General features: G+C 41.1%; 15 protein-coding genes and 2 pseudogenes. 7 read left to right on the top strand and 10 right to left on the bottom strand.

Going from position 1 to position 23,813, the window contains the following annotated elements; genetic code table 11:
* Positions 1-27: 27 nt before the first annotated feature.
* Positions 28-1,902 (top strand): annotated as a pseudogene (locus tag EXE29_RS06840) (RHS repeat-associated core domain-containing protein); the annotation flags it as partial.
* A gap of 974 nt (positions 1,903-2,876) precedes the next feature.
* Positions 2,877-3,147 (top strand): annotated as a pseudogene (locus EXE29_RS17900) (RHS repeat domain-containing protein); the annotation flags it as partial.
* 74 nt (positions 3,148-3,221) lie between these two features.
* Here EXE29_RS17900 and EXE29_RS06830 read toward each other — a convergent pair.
* The 8 genes from EXE29_RS06830 to EXE29_RS06795 form a co-directional block, all read right to left on the bottom strand.
* A complete protein-coding gene (locus EXE29_RS06830; RefSeq protein ID WP_120364252.1) occupies positions 3,222-4,154 on the bottom strand; it encodes an IS5 family transposase in 933 nt (310 codons plus the stop codon).
* 431 nt (positions 4,155-4,585) lie between these two features.
* Entirely contained in the window at positions 4,586-6,001 is a 1,416-nt protein-coding gene (locus EXE29_RS06825) for an efflux transporter outer membrane subunit (RefSeq protein WP_120364253.1), read from the bottom strand.
* Positions 6,002-6,011: 10 nt separating this feature from the next.
* Positions 6,012-7,991, bottom strand: a complete 1,980-nt coding sequence (locus EXE29_RS06820) for a MacB family efflux pump subunit (protein WP_120364254.1) — start codon at positions 7,989-7,991, stop codon at positions 6,012-6,014.
* A gap of 2 nt (positions 7,992-7,993) precedes the next feature.
* Complete coding sequence (locus tag EXE29_RS06815; RefSeq protein ID WP_117008115.1) at positions 7,994-9,322, bottom strand: MacA family efflux pump subunit; 1,329 nt, start codon at positions 9,320-9,322, stop codon at positions 7,994-7,996.
* A gap of 173 nt (positions 9,323-9,495) precedes the next feature.
* Positions 9,496-10,479, bottom strand: coding sequence for a DNA polymerase III subunit delta (holA, locus tag EXE29_RS06810; RefSeq protein ID WP_120364255.1), 984 nt, complete (start codon positions 10,477-10,479; stop codon positions 9,496-9,498).
* A gap of 12 nt (positions 10,480-10,491) precedes the next feature.
* Positions 10,492-11,049, bottom strand: coding sequence for an LPS-assembly lipoprotein LptE (locus EXE29_RS06805; protein WP_106986079.1), 558 nt, complete (start codon positions 11,047-11,049; stop codon positions 10,492-10,494).
* 207 nt (positions 11,050-11,256) lie between these two features.
* Positions 11,257-13,878 carry a leucine--tRNA ligase gene (leuS, locus tag EXE29_RS06800; protein WP_106986081.1) on the bottom strand — a complete coding sequence of 874 codons (2,622 nt, stop codon included), beginning with the start codon at positions 13,876-13,878 and terminating at the stop codon, positions 11,257-11,259.
* A gap of 178 nt (positions 13,879-14,056) precedes the next feature.
* Positions 14,057-14,413 carry a DUF4124 domain-containing protein gene (locus EXE29_RS06795; RefSeq protein ID WP_106986082.1) on the bottom strand — a complete coding sequence of 119 codons (357 nt, stop codon included), beginning with the start codon at positions 14,411-14,413 and terminating at the stop codon, positions 14,057-14,059.
* A 700-nt stretch (positions 14,414-15,113) separates the two neighbouring features.
* Between EXE29_RS06795 and EXE29_RS06790 the strand changes: the two genes are divergently transcribed.
* From EXE29_RS06790 to ilvC, 3 genes are all read left to right on the top strand, one after another.
* Positions 15,114-16,841 carry an acetolactate synthase 3 large subunit gene (locus EXE29_RS06790; RefSeq protein ID WP_106986083.1) on the top strand — a complete coding sequence of 576 codons (1,728 nt, stop codon included), beginning with the start codon at positions 15,114-15,116 and terminating at the stop codon, positions 16,839-16,841.
* Positions 16,838-17,329 (top strand): acetolactate synthase small subunit, encoded by a 492-nt coding sequence (ilvN, locus tag EXE29_RS06785; protein ID WP_106986084.1) that lies wholly within the window; start codon positions 16,838-16,840, stop codon positions 17,327-17,329. Before EXE29_RS06790 ends, ilvN begins: the two co-directional genes overlap by 4 nt.
* A 111-nt stretch (positions 17,330-17,440) precedes the next feature.
* Positions 17,441-18,457, top strand: coding sequence for a ketol-acid reductoisomerase (ilvC, locus tag EXE29_RS06780; RefSeq protein WP_106986085.1), 1,017 nt, complete (start codon positions 17,441-17,443; stop codon positions 18,455-18,457).
* A 750-nt stretch (positions 18,458-19,207) separates the two neighbouring features.
* Here ilvC and EXE29_RS06775 read toward each other — a convergent pair.
* Complete coding sequence (locus tag EXE29_RS06775; protein WP_106986086.1) at positions 19,208-20,419, bottom strand: hypothetical protein; 1,212 nt, start codon at positions 20,417-20,419, stop codon at positions 19,208-19,210.
* Positions 20,419-20,706 (bottom strand): hypothetical protein, encoded by a 288-nt coding sequence (locus tag EXE29_RS06770; protein WP_106986087.1) that lies wholly within the window; start codon positions 20,704-20,706, stop codon positions 20,419-20,421. The genes EXE29_RS06775 and EXE29_RS06770 overlap by 1 nt, the downstream gene beginning before the upstream one ends.
* 180 nt (positions 20,707-20,886) lie before the next feature.
* Here EXE29_RS06770 and EXE29_RS06765 point away from each other — a divergent pair, with 180 nt between their 5' ends.
* The gene (locus tag EXE29_RS06765; RefSeq protein ID WP_120364256.1) at positions 20,887-21,702 is read left to right on the top strand and encodes an XAC2610-related protein; all 816 of its coding nucleotides are present in this window, start codon (positions 20,887-20,889) and stop codon (positions 21,700-21,702) included.
* Between the two features lie 287 nt (positions 21,703-21,989).
* Positions 21,990-23,807, top strand: a complete 1,818-nt coding sequence (locus tag EXE29_RS06760; protein WP_120364257.1) for a sensor histidine kinase — start codon at positions 21,990-21,992, stop codon at positions 23,805-23,807.
* Positions 23,808-23,813: the final 6 nt, after the last annotated feature.

Raw genomic sequence — 23,813 nt, 5'->3', positions numbered from 1 at the left:
TCTGCTGATGCGCAGCAAGTCAAATATATCTACAGCTCAGATGGCAAAGACAAAGGCCAGCTTAAAGCAATTGTCTACCCTGATGGTTTAAAAGAACAATTTGAGCATGATGAAGAAGGGCGTTTGCTCAAGCATACGGATACCAAAGGTTTAAGCACGCAGTACCGTTATAATGCTGCGGGTTTGCTCGAACAGCGTATAGATGCGAACCGTCATCAAATTGGCTACCAATGGGATCAGCAAGGTCGTATTCAAAAGCTGATCAATCAAAACTATGCAGAATATTTATTTGAATATAACCGTTATGGTCAATTGGCGCGTGAACAGGCTTTCGATGGCGAAGAAAAATATTATAGCTACAATGAAAACGGTCAGCTGTTCCAAATCCGTCAGCCGAATGTTTTTACTCAATTTGCATATTTTGCTGATGGCGCAATCGCTTCAAAAACTTATACCCATGTACAAACTCGTGTAAGTCAAATAGAAGAATTTGAATACAACATGAATCATCAATTGAGTAAGGCGACGAATAAAGACAGTCAAATCGATTTTTATCGCAACGCGCTTGGCCAATTGGTCCGTGAGCATCAGCATTATAAAGTGCCGCATTTCACTCCGCTGACGGCTGTGCTGCGTTATGAATATGATGTGCTGGGAAATTTAGCTCAAACGATTCGCCCTGACGGACAGGTTCAAAGCAATTTGAGTTATGGTTCAGGGCATATTTATGGCATTGCGTTAAATAAAAAAGACATGGTGGCATTTCAGCGCGATGACTTGCACCGTGAAACAGCGCGGATGCTCGCCAATGGATTGGTTCAAAGCAAAAATTATAATGATGTAGGTTTACTCAGTTCGCAGCTGATTCAGCCAGAGCAAGAGACTCTAGGGCGAGTACAGCATCAGGCGGAACGGCAGTATCATTATGATCAAAATTATCTACTCACGCAGGTGGACGACAGCCGTTTAGGCAAGCTGAATTATCAATATGATGCGGTTGGCCGTTTGATACAGAGCAAAAGTATGCATAAAATGGAAAGCTTTACTTTTGACCCTGCAGGGAATTTGATTGACTCCCTTGCTACACAAGCGTCTCAAGCGAAAAGTAATTTGATCGCTCAATATAAGGGTAAAAACTATAAATACGATGCACAAGGCAATGTGATTGAAAGCAGCCATGCAGGCAAATGATTAAAACTGACGTGGGATAATCTGAACCGTTTGATTCGCAGTGATCATAATGGTCAAGTGACCGAATATGGGTATGATGTATTTGGACGGCGTTTATACAAGAAAAATCAAAATGCGCAAACCCTGACCTTATTTGGCTGGGACGGTGACTTGATGATTTGGGAGTCACAGCAATCTCATGACGTCGAAGAAAACTACACCAAGCATTATGTCTATGAACCGCAGAGTTTTGTACCGCTGCTGCAAACGGGCTATACAGGTTTTATCAAGCTTTTAGAAACGCCTGACTATGCTCAATTTCAGCATGAAGATTATTTGGTTTATAAAGATCCGATTTGGAAAACTGAAACACGAAAAAATAAAGCTGAATTGGAGCGGGTGCTTTTTTATCACTGTGACCAAGTTGGTACACCTCAGACCTTAAGTAATGAGCTAGGTGAATGTATATGGGAAATTAAGCAGGATGTATGGGGGGGAGCTTTAGAAATAAAGGCCTCTCATAATTTACTTGAGCAAACCAATATTCGTTTTCAAGGCCAATATTATGATGGAGAGACTGGCTTACATTATAACCGTTACCGTTATTATGAGCCGCATAGTGCAAGGTATGTGAGTAAAGATCCGATTGGGTTGTTAGGTGGGATGAATAATTCCAAATACGTCAGGAATCCAAATCAATGGGTAGATAGGATGGGATTAAAAAAAGAAAATAGCCTTGGAAAGGCAGTCGTGGAGTTTACAGGTGGTTGCTACGTTAAGGATAAAAGTTTTATTGATCAAACATTTGATAATTATACTGATACTATGGGGTTTCAGCTTACAGACATTCCAGCAGTTTCATATCTTAGAGATAAAATAAATGGAAATAAATATACTGCAGCTACGGTTAATACTGCTTTACAGTTAAATCCCTTAGATGCTCCATGGCTTATTTCTGCTGGTTTAGGTGGGCTTTTTGGTAAAGCTATAACTAAAGAAACGGGTTTACAAACTTGGACGACTGGTTCAGCTATGCTTGAACAGTATAAAAAGTCAACTGCAGTAATAAAATCTAATAAATATGGTCCCTATACTGGTAAACAAGTAATTGTAGGAAAAGTTTCAGGAGGAGCTGTTACGGGTCTGTTAATTGGAGGAATGTACAGTAGTGGTGTTTTGGGTGGATCTGCTGTGAAGGCAGGAATAAATAAGGCATTGGGTGATAGTTGTGAATAATGATCTTAGATTGAGCTTAAGTAGATCAGATTTTAATAATCTTAAATATTTTTACTATATAGCTTTATTAATTTTATACATATTGCTTTATGTTTTGATTAAATTGCCAGCTGATTCAATTTTTAGGTTTTTCATAGCCGTGATTATTTTGTTGGTAACTCCAGGTTTGATAACATATGGTGGGTTATTTTTTTTATCCTATAACGTATATAGTTTCTTAGAGTGCAAAAGGAATTTTTATTCGCGCAATAGGTTTCTTTTGAATGTTTTTTTGTTTTACTTATATTTATTTTTGGGTGTTGGGGTAGTATCTTTTTCTCTTATGTCTAAATATTATTTTTTATCACCTGTTCTATTTATATTGTATTTCTATTTTATAAGTATTAATGGTAGATATTTGATTCCTTCATATTCTAGATATTTAAATAGCAAATAAATTTTTCGACCTAGCTGATTCTTTTGGAGTTTTCAAGAACAAGGCCGAATTAGAACGTTTTGCATTCTATCATTGTGACCAAGTTGGTACACCGCAAACATTGAGCAATGAGCTAGGTGAATGTATATGGGAAATTAAGCAGGATGTATGGGGTGAAGCTTTAGAAATAAAGGCTTCTCATAATTTACTTGAACAAACCAATATTCGTTTTCAAGGGCATGAGCAAGATCTGAGCACTGCTCAGATTTAAGCGCAAGGATGGCGAAACAGGCTTACATTATAACCGTTACCGTTATTATGAGCCTGAGAAATTTTAAAGCACTGCTTGGCTTTGTTGCACAAAGATGTAAAAATTAAGATTGCCCATATCTACTCAAATTTAAGGCATAACTTGGGTATGTGGTTGACCTAACTCGGTAAATTTATTTAACACTGCTACACGTGCATGGATCTCATTGGTTTGGCTATTAAAGTTCCTTGCACTGAGTTTATCGCCTAATAATTTGATGCAGTGCATCTTGGTTTCCACCAAACTTCGGCGATGATAGCCTGACCATTTTTTCCATAGTATTCTGCCAAACCGTTTAACAGTACGAAGTAATTCATTTCGTTCTAGCGAGCTGACCTTTGTATCTTTCCAAGGTTTCGCATTTTTTCTTGGAGGAATCACCGCATGCGCTTGCCGATCTGCAATGACCTGACGACATTGTTTGGTGTCATAAGCGCCATCCGTATAAACAGAGTCAATCTGCTCATCTAAGGAAATTTGATCGAGTAAATCACCAAGTACCTGTGAATCACTTACATTGTTAGTTGTAAGCTGAACTGCACGTATTTGGAGAGTTTTAGCATCTATACCAATATGTAATTTACGCCATTGACGACGATATTCAGGCTGATGTTTCTTCCTTTTCCATTCACCTTCACCTAAAAACTTTAGACCGGTAGAGTCTACTAGCAAGTTAAGCCCACCACTGCTTTTTTGATAACTAATCGCAATATCAATATGTTTTTGTCTTCTGCAAAGCGTACTGTAATCTGGTGCTGTCCAATTTAATCCACAGAGTTTAATCAGACTTTGAACAAAACCTGTGACCATACGTAAAGAAAGGCGAAATAAAGATTTAATCATTAGACAGCATTGGATGGCTGTGTCGGAATAAGTTTGATTTCGTCCATGCTTGCCTTTTGGCTGCGCATACCATTGAGTCTTAGTGTCAAACCAAATTGAAATATTTCCTCGATTTATTAATGCTCGATTATAAGAAGACCAATTGGTGGTACGATAAATTTTAGGTGCAGGCTTGTTCATTTGGAAATTATATTGTGGAATAAGCCCTTAACGATAGGTTTGTGCAACAAAGCCATTCTGATTCTAAATATTAATATGTGGTTGATAAAGTTGGAAGTTTAAAAAGGAATAAAATTATTGACTATGCCCGATCTTTTTTTCTCTTTTATTATATTATTTCATTGTTAGGAAACTTATTTATTCATTTATTTAATAGAAATTATTTTTTTAAATTAGATGATCGTAGTGCTCATAAGGTTGAAGGTGTCAGTTTGAATTCAAATAAATTTGGATTCACTCACTATTTAATTTGTATTTTATGTGCCTATATAGGGTTGTTGTGCTTTACTTCTTTTATTGAGTTTATCGCGCAAACGCGAGGTCACGGGTTTGATAATTACTTGAAGTTTTGGAATTTCTTTTAAAAAAAAGCCCTTTCGGGCTTTTTAAAATCATGGCAATTGCCTAATCGGACTGCCACCCAACGCCTGCATCAAAGTCACATAAGCATTGTATTGACTCTGCTTGGTTTGCACCAAAGACAAACGTGCATCACGAGCCGTCTTCTGCGCATCAATCAAGTTTTTCAGGGCGACCGCACCATTACGGTAACGCACTTCAGTCAAACGCTCAGTCTTTTCTGCAAGCTGCACATTACGCTCTTGAAGCTGTACCTGTTTGTCCAGTTCATTGCGCGCCGACAGCGCATTTTCTACATCTGCAAAGGCTGCATATAAAGTCTGACGGTACTGAATAATCGACTTTTCATATTCCAGTTCATTGACTTTTAAATCACGTTTCATGTCATTCCATTGTAAAAATGGCAAAGACAAACCAGCACCTAAAATGGCTGCAGGATTGGATAAAACCTCAGTCAATGATGTACTGCTGCCGCCAGTTGTTAAACCGCCAGTTAAGCTGATTGAAGGGTAATAACTGGCTTTATTCGCATCCTTCGTTGCTAAAGCCTTACGTAAACGTAATTCTGATGCTTTTAGATCTGGACGGCGCGACAGCAGATCCGCAGGCAGGCCCGCTGCAATATTTGGTAGGGCTTTACGCGGTAAACGTGCAGGTTCTGCAATATTTAACTGCTGTACAGGACGCTGTAGTAAAACGGCCAATGCAGTACGCGTCTCGACCTTTTGCTGCTCAATTTGACTTAGGGTTGCTTTTTGGCTTTGTACGGCCTGTTCGGCAGATGTTAAGTCCAAACCTGATACAGCGCCTGCTTTGTATTGAACTTTAACCAAATCATAAGTCTTTTGCGTGCTGGCTAAATTTTGCTGCGCAACGGCAAAGCGTTCATTTAAATAGCCTAGCTGCCAATACAGATTGGCTGTCGTGGCAATTAAACTTTGTGCAGTTGCCTGCAAGTCTTGTTCAGAGGCTAAAGCTTCCCAGCGCGAAGCTTCAGTTTGGTTTGCCAGTTTGCCAAACAAATCCAGCTCATAACTGAGCCCAGGGTAGTTCAATGAAATACCATTTGAAGAGTCACCATCGCCATCTAAGCTAAAACGGTGTCCAACGGAAGCGCCTGCTGTGCCAATGCGGATGCCTTGCTGGCTTTGGTTTTGTTTCGCCTGAATGCGCGCTTGGTGCAGGTTAATGCCTGCAACTGCCAAATCGGTATTGGCATTTAAGACTTGATCCACCAGCTGATTCAGCTGGGCATCATTAAATAATGTCCACCACTGATCTGCAGAAGCATCTGCATGTATTTGCTGACTCATGGCTTTGCTATTTTGAAAGCTGGAAGGCATATTTACCGCGGGCTGTTCGTATGGCGATTTCACCATCGCTGCGCAGCCCGTCAGGCTACCTCCGAGAATCAGGGCGCCTGCAAGTTTAGTTAAATTCATTTGCATTATGTTTTCCTTATTCTCTAGACAGAGCATCAACAGGGTTAAGGCGGGCGGCATTACGTGCAGGGATGAAACCGAACACAATACCGATCATGCTAGAGCAGACAAATGCTGCGATGATAGATGTCGTTGAATACGCCATTTGGAAGGTGCCACCAGCAAAATGGCTGATCAGTTGCCCAATACCCAAGGAGAGCAGTACACCTAAAATGCCACCTAAAATACAGACTAAAACTGCTTCAATCAGGAACTGTTGCAATATATCGCTTTGACGCGCGCCAACCGCCATGCGCACACCAATTTCTTGGGTACGCTCAGTCACAGACACCAGCATAATGTTCATTACGCCAATCCCGCCAACCACAAGGGAAATGACCGCAATAGCAGAAACCAAAAGGGTCATGGTTTGTGTGGTTTGCTGAATGGTTTCACGAATACTGTCTGAGTTTTGGGTAAACACATCTTGCGCGCCATGACGTTGCACCAGCAGATTCAAAATCGCATTTTCCGCGGCAGCGCTTGGATATTCGTCTTTCACCCGAACAATAATGCTACGCACATTGGACTGGCCTAGCATACGGCTCATCACTGTCGAATAGGGCAAATACACATTTAAACTGTCGTTGCCCCCCATCATGCCTGTTTGCGCTTCAACTACACCAATAATTCGGCTGGGGACACTGCCCAGTAAAATGACTTGGCCAACGGGATTGCTGCCATCACTGAAAAAAGTCTTTTTGGTATTGTCATCAATGACCACGTCCTGAGTTTGTTCAGTCACGCTTTCTTTATCAAATGGCTGTCCAGAGGCGAACTCCATACCTTTAACATAGAAGTAGTCTTCACTTACCCCATTGACGGTAGCAGAAGCCTCCGTATCTTTAAAACGTGCTGTAACACTGCTGCTGACCGTCGGACTGACGCCTTCAACATAAGGCTGTTCAGACAACGCCGTAGCATCTGCTGGAATCAAGGTTTTAACTTGTGAGGAGCGGGAGTTATCACCAAAACCACGACCTTGATACACCGTAATTGTGTTGGTGCCCAAACTGCTGATATTTTCCAGAATTTGCTTTTGTGAACCATTACCCAGAGCCACAACTGAAACCACAGAGGCGATACCAATGATAATGCCCAGCATGGTTAAGAAGGTACGCATACGGTGCGCATTCATGGCCAACAACGCCATACGGAAGGCTTCGGCTAAACGATCAATCCCCGAACGCCATGCCGAAGTTCTTTTTTTGATGGCCGGCTGCAATTCTTGTTGTACCAATGTCTCGCCATCAATTTCAGGCACATTGGGCTGATCGGAAATAATATTGCCGTCACTGATTTCGATAATACGGGTGGCATTCTTTGCCACATTATGATCATGGGTCACCAAAATAATCGTGTGGCCCTTGGCATTCAGTTCACGCAAAATGCGCATGACTTCAATGCCACTATTTTTATCCAATGCACCTGTGGGTTCATCGGCCAAAATCACGTCGCCGCCGTTCATCAGCGCACGTGCAATGGATACACGTTGCTGTTGGCCACCAGACAGTTGGCTTGGGCGGTTTTGGGTTTTTTCACCTAGGCCAAGTTCAGTCAGCAAATCCTTTGCACGGGTTTGTCGTTCAGACGAATCTACACCTGCATAAATGGCTGGAACTTCGACGTTGCCTGCAGCGTTTAAATCACCCAATAGATGATAGCGCTGGAAAATAAAACCAAAATATTCACGGCGTAGCTGTGCCAGTTCATCGGCTTCAAGTTCGCGAGTTTCGCGCCCTTTAACTTTATAACTACCCGCTGTAGGCTGATCGAGACAGCCTAAAATATTCATCAGCGTTGATTTACCCGAGCCGGACTGGCCCACAATCGCCACCAATTCTCCAGGGTAAATCGAAAGATTCACCCCTTTTAAGATCTGAACAGTGCTTTCACCCGCAGGGAACTCACGTGTCAGATCTTTGACCTCTAGTAGAGGCTGTTGATTTTGACTCATGATTACATTCTCATTGGGCCAGCGCCACCACGGCTGTTGCTACGTTTAGCCGAATCATTGCTGGTATCAGTTCCATCCGCAATAATGACTTTTTCGCCTTGTTTTAGACCTTTTAGGACTTGTGCAGTGACACGGTTATTTAAACCAATTAATACAGGTTGAGGCTGCGCGCTGCCATCTGCTTGTACAACACGAACCATTGCCATAGATGCTTTGCCTTGTTTTACTAAGGCTTTTTCCTCTGCACTTAGTTCTAAGCGTTTAGGTCGTTGAGTCGCATCTGGGTTGTTGCTTGCTTCTGAGGCACTGCTGTCGGCATCGCTACGCGCTTTACGCGGACGGTTAGATGTTTGAATGGCAGCTGCTGGCACAGTCAGTACATTGCGCGCTTCATCTAAAATAATATAAACCTGTGCGGTCATATCAATACGTAGCTTGCCGTCTGCATTGGGTACATCAAACAAAGCATTGTAGTAAACCGCTGTACTTGATGATGAGGTAGAGCTGTTACTGGTTTCATTATTAATTGAAGAGGGCGCAGGTTCGACTTGGCGTAAAGTGGCGTAATGTTTGGTTTCGCTGTCACCAAGTGTTGTGAAGTAAACACGCTGGCCTTTTTCCACTTTCATCACATCTGCTTCAGAAATTTCAGCTTTGATGGTCATGTCATCCAGTTTTGCCAACTTCACAATCGTTGGCGCGCTTTGGTTGGCGTTCACCGTTTGGCCTTCTTCAGTCACGATTGCGACAATTGTGCCATCCATCGGTGCAACAATTTGTGTGTAGCCTAAATCTTCTTTGGCCGTTGCTAAGGTTAAGCGAGATTGTTCAATTTGTGCATTAATTGCCACAATATCAGCCTGAGCAGTTTTGTAGCTGGCCAGTGCCGATTCAAGTTCTGCACGTGATGTTGCATCTTGCGCATACATGGCTTGCTGACGCTGATATTCAGCTTCGACTTTGGCTAAATTCGCCTGTTTTACAGCAAGCTGTGCTTGTTGATTTTTAATGTTGGCTTCCGCAGTTTTTAATTCATTTTGTTGGCGTACAGAATCAATTTGTGCAATCAACTGGCCTTGTTTGACTTGATCACCCAGTTGCACATACATTTTTTTTACCTGCCCCGACACTTGAGCACCGACGCTGACCATTTTGGTCGCTTCTAATACGCCTGTGGCCAATACCGAGTTCTCTAAATCGCCGCGAGTAACTTCAGCAGTAATAAACTGTGGCTGTTGTTGTTTAGGTTTAAAAAAGTACCATGCCGTAAGGGCTATGGCGAGAGTGCAAATGATTGCTATAAGCAGTTTCGCTGGTTTTATTTTCGGCATGATTAGTTGGAGAATTTGAATGAGAATAGATCAAGTATAGATTTTAATTACGGATAAATCGTGAATTTTTTATACAAACAGAAATGATTCTTATTATAAAGAAGCTGAGTGTTTAAGAAGTCAGCAGACTCAATCTCAATGATCATTGAGTCTACACATGAGGTTGATATAAATTAAAACAGGCTTCGACCACATAGGCTGGCAATCGCCTGTTGTACAAGGTGCTCTGGGTTTTCATGGCCAAGACCTTTAATTGATGCATCAATACGTAACAAAAGTGCAGGCCATGCTAAAAAAACATTAGGATTGAGGCGACGTAAGGCTTGTTGATACAAGCTGACTTTAGTTTTCCAAATCCCCAGCTGTAAGGCGTTTTGTGGCTGCTCAAACAGCGCCATCAATAAGCGCATATCTTTACTGATGCTCCACAAGATGAGACTCATCGGTTCGCCAGAGGCGATTAAATACTGAAAAATTTTAATCGACTGCGCCAAGTTGCCTTGTAGCATGGCATCGTTTAGATCGTAGGTGGTATAGCGAGATTGATCTTGTAGGCATGAATATAAATGATCAATTTGAATGATGTCGACATCAGCAAAGGTGTCGCTCACGCGCATTAAACTATTTTTGGCGGCTAATAGATTATGCTCATGGTGTTGCTCTACCCATTGCCATGCATCATTGGCTAATTTTATCCCTAGCTTTTGAGCTTCAACCGCCAAAATTTGCTGACGATCTTTGGCATAGTTCGCGGTCAACGCGACGTTAACACCATTGGCATCAATCGTTTGGAAGAAAGCGGTTTTTAAACTACTGGCATCTTGCTTGGGCATGACCACCAATAAGAGATTATGCTCATTATGCTGTAAATAGCTTTTGAGTTCTTTTAGCCCATTGGCATCAGGTTTAATGTTGCCATGCACTTCAATGGCCAACTGACTCGAAAACAGCGATAAGCTATTGAGTGCATTAAAGACGGTTTTCCAATCACTTACACTTGTAATATCAAAGCGTTGACGCTCGATTTCTTGCTTTTGCCAGCTGGCCCGAAAGGCATCGATTAAGTTTTGCTCAAGTAGAGGTTCTTGGCCATGTAAGACCCAAGCACCTCGAGCTTCATCAATACGTTTTAGGGCTTGTAGATAATCGAGCTTCATACGGTTTAAAGCTTATTCCGCAGCAGTTGCAGGTAGCGTAACACTCACAGGAGCATTCGTACGCTGTACAGCGGGTGGTAAACGATTCGATGAAATTTGGCGCGCAATTTGTTGTGCGACATCATCAATAATTACTTTGTTTAAATAAGTTTGTTCTTGATCATCCGTGTTTACAGTTGCTACGTCATATTGGTAGGTACGAGTTGCCATTACCGTCCGTGGTTCAGTTACGGGGTTACCTTGTGCATCTTCAATGCGGAAGGTGACATTCAGACGCAATAGGGTTTCAATCAGTTTGCCATTCAACTCAAGACGGCGCGGGGTGTATTCCAGCACACGTAACACATAGTTGTTGCTGTCATTGCTTACTTTAACGCCAGCAGCACCTAAATAAATCTGAAGTTTCTCTTCGAGGTCATCTGCATTTTTAGGAAGTGCCAAGCTCATGTTGGCATAAGTTACAGGTGCAACATTTGGGTTCGTGCCTTTCAAATGAAAGCCGCAGCCTGTAAGGCTTGCACCTAGACCCAAGGTTAATACAATTGCAGCAACACGTTGAACCAAATGCATGCGGTGTCCTCTGTCGTTATTAAACGCGATTTATATAAATTAAATTCTGTAGGGATTGTAAAGTCAAAGCCCGTTGGCTGGCAACGGGCTTTGTTTGGGAATTGTTTATTCCTTTTAGTTCCCCTCTTTCGTAAAGAGGGGTTAGGGGAGATTATTTTTGACGAAATCCCACCAAACCTCCCTTTGTAAAGGGAGGCTTAAAGGCTGTTAAACCACCAAGTTTACCAACTTATTCGGCACAACAATTTCTTTCTTAGTTGGGCTCGTTAAGTATTGTTGAACTTCTGGAAGTGCTTTTGCCATCGCCAAAATATCATCTTTAGACGCATCAACTGCAACTTCTAACTTAGCGCGAAGTTTGCCGTTAATTTGAACTACAATTGTTTGTGTGTTGCGTGTTAACGCAGATTCGTCAACGCTAGGGAATGCAGTAGCGGTCAATTCAATGCCAAACTCAGCCAATAATGTTTGGCTTAAGTGTGGTGCAAACGGTGCAAGCAACGTTAATAATGCGATGATAGATTCACGGGCAACCGCAACATCGTTATCATCTTTTGCTTCAAACTTGTTGTTTGCATTCAGCAATTCCATCATCGCTGCAATAGCAGTGTTAAATGCATGACGGCGCTCGATGTCATCCCCCACTTTTTGGATGGTTTCATGCGTTTTTCGACGTAGGTCTTGTGCATCTTTTGATAAGTTTGCCTTATCAATTGCAGTTGTTGCATTGCCTTTTTCAAGGAAACCTGTGGTTAAACGCCAAACACGTTTCAAGAAACGGTTCGCACCTTCAACACCTGCATCTGACCATTCAAGTGATTGATCTGGTGGTGCAGCAAACATCATGAATACACGTGCAGTATCTGCGCCGTATTGGTCAATAATGGCTTGCGGGTCGATACCGTTATTTTTCGATTTCGACATTTTCTCTTGACCGCCAACGATCACGTCTTGACCATCTTCTTTGTATTTCGCAGAAGTGATACGACCTTTTTCGTCTTTTTCAAGTTCGATATCGGCAGGGTTAAACCATGTTTTCTTGCCTGACTCAGCTTCACGGTAGTAAGTGTCTGCAAGCACCATGCCTTGTGTTAATAAGTTAGTGAATGGTTCATTACCTTGTACCACGCCTTCATCACGCATCAATTTGTGGAAGAAGCGTGCATAAAGTAAATGTAGAATCGCGTGCTCAACACCACCAATATATTGGTTTACAGGAAGCCAAGTTTGTCCCGCTTCAGGTTTTACCATGCCATCAGTGAAGTCTGGAGATGCATAACGTGCGTAGTACCAAGAAGATTCTACGAATGTATCCAAGGTATCTGTTTCACGACGTGCGTCGCCACCACAGCATGGGCAAGTCGTTTCATAGAATTCAGGCATTTTGTTCAATGGGTTGCCTGAACCATCTGGAACCACGTCAGTTGGAAGTACAACAGGCAGTTGCTCTTCTGGTACTGGCACTTGACCACAGGTATTACAGTTAATCATTGGAATTGGACAACCCCAATAACGCTGACGAGAAACACCCCAGTCGCGTAAACGGAATTGAACTTTAGAGTTTGCAAGTTCAGCAGGTTCTAATTTTGCAAGGAATGCATCAAATGCACCTTGGAAATCTAAACCGTCAAATTCGCCTGAATTGACTAGTTTACCTTCTTTAGAGCCGTACCATTCTTGCCAAGTTGTTGCATCAAAGTCAGCATCATCAGCGCCTTTGGCATCAATCACTTGTTTGATGGTTAAGCCATATTTGTTAGCAAATTCGAAGTCGCGCTCATCGTGTGATGGAACCGCCATCACCGCACCTGAACCATAAGACATCAATACGTAGTTTGCGATCCAAACAGGAACTTCTTCACCAGTTACTGGGTGTTTTACAGAAAGACCTGTTGCCATGCCTTTCTTTTCAGCTTGAGCAAGGTCTGCTTCTGCAACAGAACCCATGCGACATTCTTCAATAAATGCAGCCAATTCTGGGTTTGTTTCAGCAGCTTTTAACGCCATTGGGTGTTCTGCAGCAACTGCAACATAGGTTACACCCATTAGTGTATCTGCACGTGTGGTATAAACAGTGAGGCTGTCTGCATAAACTGCTGGATTTGCAGAAGGGAAGGTAATTTCCATACCTTGCGAACGGCCAATCCAGTTACGTTGCATCGTAAGAACTTGCTGTGGCCAGCCGTCTTTTAATGTGTCTAGATCATCCAATAATTCTTGCGCATAGTCAGTAATGCGGAAGTAGTACATTGGAATATCACGTTTTTCAACCAATGCACCCGAACGCCAACCACGACCATTTTCAACTTGCTCGTTCGCTAAAACAGTTTGGTCTACTGGGTCCCAGTTTACTGTAGAAAGCTTACGGTAAATTAGGCCTTTCTTATAAAGCTGTACGAATAACCATTGTTCCCAACGGTAGTATTCAGGTGTGCAGGTTGCAAACTCGCGGTCCCAATCTACAGACAAGCCCAGTTTTTTCAGCTGGTTGCGCATGTAGTCAATGTTTTCGAAAGTCCACTTTGCAGGGGCAACTTGGTGGGCAATCGCTGCGTTTTCTGCTGGCAGGCCGAAAGCATCCCAACCCATAGGCTGAAGTACAGTTTCACCTTTGAGACGGTGGAAACGGCTGATTACGTCACCAATCGTATAGTTACGCACATGACCCATGTGAAGCTTGCCACTTGGATAAGGGAACATCGAGAGGATATAACGACGTGGGCCTTCTACTTGGTCGGCAACTTTAAATGCTTTATTGGTTTCCCAAGCTTGTTGAACTTGAGGTTCAATCGCGCTCGCTTGATATTCAGGGTCGATGTGAGTAGTCATATACGTATATAGGAACAATGGTTAAAAAGTTTGTGACACAGCATAGCGCAAAACATACCTAAAAGTGAATTTGGCGATGCTTTAAAATAGGAAAAAGCCACCGATTCCTATAAACCAAAGTGAGTTGTCACTGTTTAGCTTAAAGGCTGTGGCTTTTTAATGGAGCAAGCCAAGTGGTTTAACGTGCATTTCCTGTGGCTGTAGCAGGTGGGGTTGATTGGCCTAAGTGTGGAATGGGTGTAGGTTGGTTCTGCTGATTGTTATTCGATGTATTTGTGGCAGGGGCAGTTTGAGGTGTAACAACTTGCTCATTTTCAGATGCATTGTTTGCTTTAGCTGCAGGTGTTGTTTTCCAGCCATACGTTTCTACTTTGCTTTTCTTCTTAGCGCTACTTGGTGGTGGTGTCGCCGTATAATGTGTTGAACCTTTGGCATCTACCCATTTATAAAAATTTTGAGCAAATGTGCTTGGTGCGATACTCGCTAGTGCAATTGAAAGGCCAAATAAGCCAATCGTTGTATAGGTATTTTTCATGTCGATTAGATGTCCTTTTTTATTCAATAACAAATCATGATAATGAAAATTATAAGGAAATTTTGCGCCATTTTTTATGAACACGCTATGTCTTTTTGTATGACAACAGATGAGTGGTGTTTATTAAATACAATGCTTTTAAAATAGGCTGTTATTGCTTGGAAATTCATCAAGATTTAAATAGTCATATAGATTGAATTGAGCAGAACTTAGGGCGAGGCAAATAAAAAATCATTTTTATATTTAAATTATTTATTCAATATATAAAAGTTTTTTATTTGTTTTAAGGATTTATGACGAAAAATCAGTGTAGGACGAGATTGTGCGCTATTTCGCAAAGATTAAAAAATATACGGTCTCTAAATAAACAAGAAAAAGCTAATTTTTAAACTTGACATTAAGGGTTTAAACCACAAAAATGCTGTCTTTAGTTTTATATGTCTTAGATCGATCACCCTTCGAATAAGTACATTTTAGCAATGGACTTCTTCTCTAGCCGAGAAGATGAACAAAGCCAACAAAATATGTTTATCCCAACATGTTTTAGGCCCCATATTGCTCAAACAGCAAGCAGGTCAGATTTTTTTCTTATTGCTATGAAAACTATGAAATTTGTGTGCTATAACAGTGCAGACAATCAATGAATGAGCGTCGCAAATGCCTCCCATTTGCCGACGAAAAAAGATTAGGGTGAATCACGTTGGAACTTTTATCTGGTGGTGAAATGCTTGTTCGCGCATTAGCGGACGAAGGCGTTGAACATGTTTTTGGATATCCAGGCGGCGCAGTACTGCATATTTACGATGCGCTATTTCAACAAGAAAGAATTAACCATTACCTCGTACGTCACGAACAAGCTGCTGGCCACATGGCAGATGCTTACTCACGTGTAACAGGTAAGACTGGTGTTGTTCTCGTAACATCAGGTCCGGGCGCGACCAATACAGTCACTCCAATTGCTACAGCCTACATGGACTCAATCCCAATGGTGATTTTGTCAGGCCAAGTTGCGAGTCACTTAATTGGTGAAGATGCATTCCAAGAAACTGATATGGTCGGTATTTCTCGTCCAATTGTAAAACATAGTTTCCAAGTGCGTCATGCTAGCGAAATCCCGGCAATTATCAAAAAAGCATTTTATATCGCTTCATCTGGTCGTCCAGGTCCAGTAGTAGTCGATATTCCAAAAGATGCGACCAATCCTGCAGAAAAGTTCGCTTACGAATATCCTGAAAAAGTAAAGATGCGCTCTTACCAGCCACCTCACCGTGGTCATTCAGGTCAAATCCGTAAAGCGATTGAAGAGCTTCTTAACGCTAAACGCCCAATTATTTATACGGGTGGTGGTGTTGTACAGGGCAATGCTTCAGCTTTATTGACAGAGCTTGCGCATTTATTGGGTTATCCAGTTACGAATACCTTAATGGGCTTAGGCGCATTCCCAGGTACTGATCCACAATTTGTGGGCATGCTGGGTATGCATGGTACATACGAAGCCAATATGACGATGGCGAATGCTGACGTGATTTTAGCGATTGGCGCGCGTTTTGATGACCGCGTAACAAACAATCCAGCTAAATTCTGTCCAAACGCCAAAGTCATTCATATTGATATCGACCCAGCGACGATTTCAAAAACAATTATGGCGCACATTCCAATTGTAGGTGCAGTTGAACCTGTACTTCAGGAAATGTTAGCGCAGTTGAAACAGCTGAATGTTTCTAAGCCAAACCCTGAAGCAATTGCGGACTGGTGGAAGCAAATCAATGCATGGCGCGAAGCGCATGGCTTAAAAATCGTTGCGCCGACTGACGGCACAATGAAGCCTCAACAAGTTGTTGCTGCATTGGACAAAATTACCAATAGCCAAGCGATCATTACTTCTGACGTAGGTCAGCACCAAATGTTCGGCGCGCTGTACTACAAATATACGCGTCCACGCCAATGGATTAACTCTGGTGGCTTAGGCACCATGGGTGTGGGCTTGCCGTATGCAATGGCTGCTAAGCTTGCATTCCCAGATCAACAAGTTGTTTGTATTACAGGTGAAGCATCCATTCAGATGTGTATCCAAGAACTTTCTACATGTAAGCAATATGGCTTAAATGTAAAAATTCTATGCTTGAACAACCGTGCGCTAGGTATGGTTAAACAATGGCAGGATATGAACTACGAAGGCCGTCATTCGAGCTCTTATGTAGAGTCATTGCCTGATTTCCCTAAATTGATGGAAGCATACGGTCACGTAGGCATTCAAATTGATCATGCGGATGAGCTTGAGTCTAAGCTTGCTGAAGCAATGGCAATTAATGATAAATGTGTATTCATCAACGTGATGGTTGATCGTACAGAGCACGTTTATCCAATGTTAGTTGCTGGCCAGTCAATGAAAGACATGTGGTTAGGCAAAGGGGAGCGCACATCATGAGACATATCATCTCTGTACTTGTAGAAAATGAAGCAGGCGCGCTTTCACGTTTGGTGGGTTTATTTTCTCAACGTAACTATAACATTGAGACTTTAAACGTAGCGCCAACTGAAGATTCGACACTTTCACGCCTGACTTTGACGACTTATGGTGATGACCACAAGATTGAGCAAATTACCAAGCAGTTGAACAAACTTGTTGAAGTTGTAAAGGTAGTGGATCTTTCTGAAGGTGCGCACATTGAGCGTGAATTGATGCTGATTAAAGTAAAAGCGCTAGGTTCAGCACGTGCTGAAATCAAACGCACAGCAGATATTTTCCGTGCCCAAGTAGTTGATGTAACACCAACGACGTATACGATTCAAATCGCGGGTACAACTGAAAAGATTGACGGTTTTATTGATGCTTTGGCTGAAAATACCATTCTTGAAGTTGTACGCTCAGGTGTTTCGGGCATCGCGCGCGGCGAAAAAGTTTTAACAATCTAATTTTTTAAACATACATGCCTGCCTGAAAGGGCAGGCGCTCAGCACGGCGAAGATCAAAAAACATCAATGTGTTGAGTTAAGGAAACAAAAAGCATTTTAGCGGAGACAGCAATGCAAATTTTTTACGATAAAGACTGCGACTTATCTATCATCCAATCTAAGAAAGTAGCGATCATTGGTTATGGTTCACAAGGCCATGCTCACGCGCTTAACCTTAAAGATTCTGGCGTTGACGTAACTGTAGGTTTACGTGCTGGTTCTACTTCTTGGAAAAAGGCTGAAAATTCTGGTCTTAAAGTTGCTGAAGTTCCTGCTGCTGTAGCACAAGCTGACGTAGTAATGATTTTGACTCCAGATGAGTTCCAATCTCAGCTTTACCGTGACGTAATTGAACCAAACATCAAGCAAGGTGCTACTTTAGCATTTGCTCATGGTTTCTCTGTTCTTTATAACCAAGTTGTTCCACGTGCTGACCTTGACGTAATCATGGTTGCGCCTAAAGCGCCTGGTCACACAGTACGTTCTGAATACCAACGCGGTTCAGGTGTTCCAGATCTTATCGCGATTCACCAAGATGCTTCTGGCAACGCTCGTAACCTTGCTCTTTCTTACGCTTCAGGCGTAGGTGGCGGCCGTACAGGTATCATCGAAACTTCATTCCGTGAAGAAACTGAAACTGACCTTTTCGGTGAGCAAGCAGTTCTTTGTGGCGGTGCAGTAGAATTAGTTAAAATGGGCTTCGAAACTCTAGTTGAAGCTGGTTATGCTCCAGAAATGGCTTACTTCGAATGTCTACACGAACTTAAATTGATCGTTGACTTAATGTTCGAAGGCGGTATCGCGGACATGAACTACTCAGTATCTAACAACGCTGAATACGGCGAATATGTAACTGGTACTGAAGTGATTAACGAACAGTCTCGTGAAGCTATGCGCAATGCACTTAAACGCATTCAATCTGGCGAATACGCGAAAATGTTCATCAACGAAGGTGCTTTAAACTACCCTTCAATGACTGCTCGCCGTCGTCAAAACGCTGCTCACGGTATTGAAGTAACTGGTAACAAGTTACGTGCGATGATGCCTTGGATTCAAGCGAACAAAATCGTAGACAAAGAAAAGAACTAAGTTCTAATTTCTGAGTCAAAAAAGCCCCTGTTTTAACAGGGGCTTTTTAAATGGTTGAAGGCGAAGGTTGCGTGCCTCCAAAGCAAGTAAAGCAGTGCTTTCCTTGCTTTACGTACCTTGGATTCAAGCGAACAAAATTGTAGACAAAGAAAAGAACTAAGTTCTAATTTCTAAGTCAAAAAGCCTCTGTTTTTAACAGGGGCTTTTTTTATGCCTTATTGAATATAGTATCAAAGTTACGTGCCTCAAATGATGTAAGCGATGCTTACATCATTTTCGTGCCTTGGATTCAAGCAAACAAAATCGTTGATAAAGAGAAAAACTAATTTCTCGAATCAATTGATTTGAATATAAAAACCCGCTCATTTTGAGTGGGTTTTTTAATGTCTAAAGTTACGTGCCTTAAAAATAGAAAAGCATACTTTTCTATTTTTGCGTGCCTTGGATTCAAGCGAACAAAATCGTAGACAAAGAAAAGAACTAAGTTCTAATTTCTAAGTCAGTCAAAAAGCCTCTGTTTTTAACAGGGGCTTTTTAAATGCTTGAAGGCGAAGGTTACGTGCCTCTAAAGCAAGTAAAGCAGTGCTTTCCTTGCTTTACGTACCGTGGATTCAGGCGGACAAAATTGTTGATAAAGAGAAAAACTAATTTCTTGAATCAATTGATTTGAATATAAAAACCCGCTCATTTTGAGTGGGTCTTTTAATGTGATTTGATAAAAATAGCTGCACAAAATGATGAATTTCTTTCTTACATCAGGTTTTCTTTTCTACGCGGTTGAATTTGAAACAGCGCCACTTGCTGATCTGCTGCCAGATAATGTCTATGCTGGCATAGCGCATAAAATAAATAGATGAAGCTAATGGCTATGACTGCAGTGCTGAGCAAGCCGAGCAAAATATTCAGAATAATGTCATCAATTACTTTGAACAGTGTTGAGTATAAGACCGTAATGGCCAATACACTCAGTACAGTCGCATAGAGGCTTAATTTGACGGCAAGTTTATTGTGTAAAGCTCTCTTTTCGGCATGGCTCAGCGGGTTTTTATTCTCCCAAATTAATTGAGGATGTTCGGGGTGGTTAGCTTTAATCGTCTGATACTGCACATGATTGAAAGAAGGCAAAGTTTGTGAGAGCGCAAGTTCAAAATCACCAAGATTGATAATCTGAGAATGCAGGGTGATATTTTCAAAGGCTTCACCGTGAAAGCTGTAATGCCAATGTTGATCCTGTTCTGAATAGTATAAGTAAATTTTTCTCAGATCATCAGGATGTAAACAAATTGGGCTAAGCAGTGGGCCATGATGGAAGAACCACCATCGAGCGCGATTTTGAAAAAATTTGCCTTTCTTAAAATATACAGCTGATTCTGTTGAATTGAGTAAATACAACTGAATTAATGTTTCTGATTCAGCAGATAAATACAGTGTGATAGGCTGATTGATTAAGGAAAGAATGTAACTTTCACGATTCTTAAAATCGTTTGGATTATAAATATCAGCTTGGTAGAAATGCTTAAAAACACGTGTGATAGTTTGAAATTTTGGATGGAGATATTTAATTTCAAACTCAATCAGATTGTCTTTGGGGTGATGCGAGATTATTTTTTTGATTGTGCCTGTTGTAGAAAAATAAGCAGATTGATCGATTTCGCGTTTAATTTTCCGTTTGATCTTACGATCCATCCATGCTTCATAAATTGGATGCAGCAGAGCGAGTGCAAAAAATACGTAATAGTAAGGTTGAATTAAAACTCCAAATAAGATTTGATCTTTGCCATATCCAACTAGAAAAACAAGAACTAAAATCAATATTGGATGCATATTTTTATGAAGTAAAAATCTATTGATTTTTGATAATTTATAATCGCGTTTAGCTTGATTTAATAGCTGATATTTAAGCAGCTCTTGGTCTTCTTTGTTGGTGCAAACAGTATGCCGAATTGTATGTACAGGTGTCATTATGGTTGTGACTCCTGTATCGGCCCTAGTTGTTGAAAGGTTTTTGCTTCAATCCAATAATCTTGAAACTTACCTTGATAAATGCTGACGGGATAAGATTGTCCAATTTTTAAACTATGATTAAATTCAGCCCATTTTTCATGGATGTAAATTTCATTCAATCCCGTTTTTTCTTGAAGTTCCGGAGGGAGTTGCCACGTCTGATGGTGGCTGTCTGTTTCTGTGAGCTTAAGCAGGTGTGGCTGAAAGCTTAAAATTTCACGTTCAGGGGCGGACTTAAAATTCATTCAAGTTATATTTTTTATTTGATTGGCTTTTAGATTAATTTATGTGCTGTGAGAAAACAATGGTTTGCACTTTAACCAGTATTTAGCTTATCGAATGGTTAAGCAAAGACTATACATTTTAGTGTTTTAAAGTGTGATAAATTCCACATTATTCATTCCTTGTTTGGGTGTGGCTTCACAATGAACAATAAAATTTTGCTTTGTATCATTGCCTTATTTCTCCCTAGTCTTTCTTTTGCTGAACCTGAATCATCAGGAATAAGCAGTGAACAGCTTAAGCCTTTAAATAATGTCCGAGTGTCGATGCTTCGAATGCTACGTTCAACAGACAATCAGTATTTTTTAGATTTGTATGCGGGTATTTGGAATCCACACGGCACCTTATATGACGAGTCAAATTCTACAGCGTACGCACTCAAAGGCACGCAAAAAGCAGATCAAATTAATTTACTCGCTGAGCGCGCGGAAGGTATGGCCACGCCTAATAATGAAACCTTAAGTGGCGAATTAAATGCAAACACGGGCATTATGCAAGCCAGTTGGAATACGCCAGTAGGTGCAACATCACTTAGTTTTGAGCCCGCTTTTAAAGCACCTGATAAGCCAGTGGTGGTATTTAAGTTTTATGGTGTAGATGATCCGCAATACCCATCTGGAAAAGCTTTAACCCGAGTTGATGTGATTGATAAAAAGAGCAATAAAGTCTTACAAAGCCTGACGGGTTTTACAGCCTTTGCCAATAGCATTGGCTATATGGATATAAATTTTGATGGCTACTATGATGTGGTGCTTTCAGATGTGTCCAATGGTAAAAAAATAGAAGATAAGCGATTTATTTATTGGATGTTCAATCCTAAAACACATCAATTTCAGCGTTCAGCGCAGTTGGATGCATTGATTGGTTTTCCACGTTTGCGTGGCGATCAGCAACAAATAGATTTTGGTGAAGGACAGTTATATCAGGTAAAAAATGGCTTGATGTATTTGATGCAATAATTCAGGTAAAGGATGATAAATAAATAGGAAAGGGAATTCCGATCGGTCTTATATAAAAATCAAATAAAGATGATAATGAATATTATTATAATTTTATTGTATTGTTTGTGTAAATCTAAGTATGATTGAGCGACTTTATAATTTTAAAAAATAAGGTGACGCTTTTGGCGTTTTGCCATTATACAACTTGTATTTTTTGCCTAAATTTCACTCGTATTGTTAATGTGAAAGGGCGAAGCTTAATTAAAATATTACTGAGTCTTTGTTTTTTACTGTGGTCGATTTTCATGACGACTGAAGTACAAGCATATCAACAGGCCACCAAATGCCATGCACAACTTAAGCAGATTCAAAGTGCAAAAGGAATTGGTCCAAATGCTAAAGGTCGGCCACAAATATCACAGTGGCAAACAATTTCAAGTACGCCAGATTATTGGAATGACCGTTGGCCAAAATTTAGCGGTACAGTTTGGTATAAGCTGACTTGGCAATTTCATTGTGACGAAAAACAAAATCAGCCCATGATGCTGTCAGTCAGTTTTATTAATATGGCTGGGCAGGTCTACATTAATGACCACTTTCTATGGCAAAACAAATCACTTGAAGAACCTTTATCTCGTAACTTGAACATCCCTAGACGCTGGATGTTGCCCGTCGGTATTTTAAAGCCAGGTGAAAATACAGTTTATATACGTGTGGAAGGTGTTTCTGAGCTCAATCCAGGAATTGGCTTTGTTCATTTGGGGGACTATGAGTCCGTCATGGCAAAGCACGAACATTATTGGCTTGAAATGCGAGACTTGTTGACCTACACACTCTGTCTGGAGGTTGCACTTGGATTAATTGCTGCTTTTGTTTGGTTGTTTAGGCGCAAGGAAAGTGCATTTGGATACTATGCTTTAGCAACCTTGCTTTGGGTACTATATATTGGGATGAAGCTCATTACAGAGCCATTATTTGCACTGAAAACATTGGACTTTGCGCGCATTCAAAGTTTAATTTTTTTAGTATTTGTTTGCTTTACCTGTTTATATAGTTGGCGTTTTGCCAACTTCAGGGCGCCTTGCTTAGAGCGTACATTGCTTTGGTTGGCTATAGTTTTTTTATCGCTCACTTTATTTATGCCTGTTCAATATCTCGATTTTTTATTGAAAGTGAGTTTTGTTGTGGCAGTTGGCATCTATTTGCTTAACTGTATTGTTTATCCTGTTGTTGCATATCGTTCTAAACAGCCTGAAGCTTATTGTTTAGCATTGGTGATGTTTTGTGTGTACTTGCCCTTGTCGTTGCATGATGGTTTGAGTATTTACCTACATGAGGGAAATTTATTAATTGTTTATGCATCACCTTTTACTGCAGTGATTTTAGCGTGTATTTTTGCCCTACGTTTAACCCGTAGTATGAATGGTGTAGAGAGATTTAATACACGTCTCGCCCTAAAGGTGAAGCAGGTACGCACAGAGCTAGAGGATAGTTTGAACCACAGTCACCAGCTGGAGCTGAAAAATGCTAAATTGCAGGAACGAATTCAATTAGCACATGATCTACATGATGGATTGGGAAGTTCATTGGTGCGTTCTATGGCCTCGATTGAACATACCCGTGAAAATTTGAATAACCATCAGTTTTTATCTGTACTTAAGCATTTGCGTGATGACCTTAGACTTGTGATTGATAGTGGATCAAGCCTAAATACTTCTGTTCCTGAAACACCAACGTTGTGGGTTGCGCCGACACGTCACCGTTTTAATCAGTTGTTTGATGAACTGGGTGTAATTGTCTGTTGGGAATTTCCAGATCATTGGCAAGGTGCAATTACTCCAGCAGATTGTATTGCACTACAACGGGTTTTGGAGGAGTGTCTGACGAATGCGCTGAAACATAGTTATGCAGATCGGGTGGATGTAAGCATGCGCTTTCATAATCAAGAGCTGATTGCTTTTGTGCAGGATAATGGCGTTGGCTTTGATACCACGGCAGTGAAAGAATCGGGCTTGAGTGTTGGCTTACGAAGCATGAGTACTAGATTGATTAAAATCAATGCGACGCTTGAGGTTGAATCGACGCCAGGTTGTACACGCATTACAGTGCGTAAAAAACTCTGAGGATAA

This window comes from Acinetobacter sp. WCHAc060006 (assembly GCF_004209135.1).
Lineage (GTDB): Bacteria > Pseudomonadota > Gammaproteobacteria > Pseudomonadales > Moraxellaceae > Acinetobacter > Acinetobacter cumulans.
This window is presented reverse-complemented; position numbering and strand designations above follow the sequence as displayed.

Bases quoted from the DNA above. Each gene is read 5' to 3' on its own strand.
- EXE29_RS06830 (WP_120364252.1), bottom strand. From the start codon at position 4,154: ATGAACAAGCCTGCACCTAAAATTTATCGTACCACCAATTGGTCTTCT.
- EXE29_RS06825 (WP_120364253.1), bottom strand. From the start codon at position 6,001: ATGCAAATGAATTTAACTAAACTTGCAGGCGCCCTGATTCTCGGAGGT.
- EXE29_RS06820 (WP_120364254.1), bottom strand. From the start codon at position 7,991: ATGAGTCAAAATCAACAGCCTCTACTAGAGGTCAAAGATCTGACACGT.
- EXE29_RS06815 (WP_117008115.1), bottom strand. From the start codon at position 9,322: ATGCCGAAAATAAAACCAGCGAAACTGCTTATAGCAATCATTTGCACT.
- holA (WP_120364255.1), bottom strand. From the start codon at position 10,479: ATGAAGCTCGATTATCTACAAGCCCTAAAACGTATTGATGAAGCTCGA.
- EXE29_RS06805 (WP_106986079.1), bottom strand. From the start codon at position 11,049: ATGCATTTGGTTCAACGTGTTGCTGCAATTGTATTAACCTTGGGTCTA.
- leuS (WP_106986081.1), bottom strand. From the start codon at position 13,878: ATGACTACTCACATCGACCCTGAATATCAAGCGAGCGCGATTGAACCT.
- EXE29_RS06795 (WP_106986082.1), bottom strand. From the start codon at position 14,413: ATGAAAAATACCTATACAACGATTGGCTTATTTGGCCTTTCAATTGCA.
- ilvN (WP_106986084.1), top strand. From the start codon at position 16,838: ATGAGACATATCATCTCTGTACTTGTAGAAAATGAAGCAGGCGCGCTT.
- ilvC (WP_106986085.1), top strand. From the start codon at position 17,441: ATGCAAATTTTTTACGATAAAGACTGCGACTTATCTATCATCCAATCT.
- EXE29_RS06775 (WP_106986086.1), bottom strand. From the start codon at position 20,419: ATGACACCTGTACATACAATTCGGCATACTGTTTGCACCAACAAAGAA.
- EXE29_RS06770 (WP_106986087.1), bottom strand. From the start codon at position 20,706: ATGAATTTTAAGTCCGCCCCTGAACGTGAAATTTTAAGCTTTCAGCCA.
- EXE29_RS06765 (WP_120364256.1), top strand. From the start codon at position 20,887: ATGAACAATAAAATTTTGCTTTGTATCATTGCCTTATTTCTCCCTAGT.
- EXE29_RS06760 (WP_120364257.1), top strand. From the start codon at position 21,990: ATGACGACTGAAGTACAAGCATATCAACAGGCCACCAAATGCCATGCA.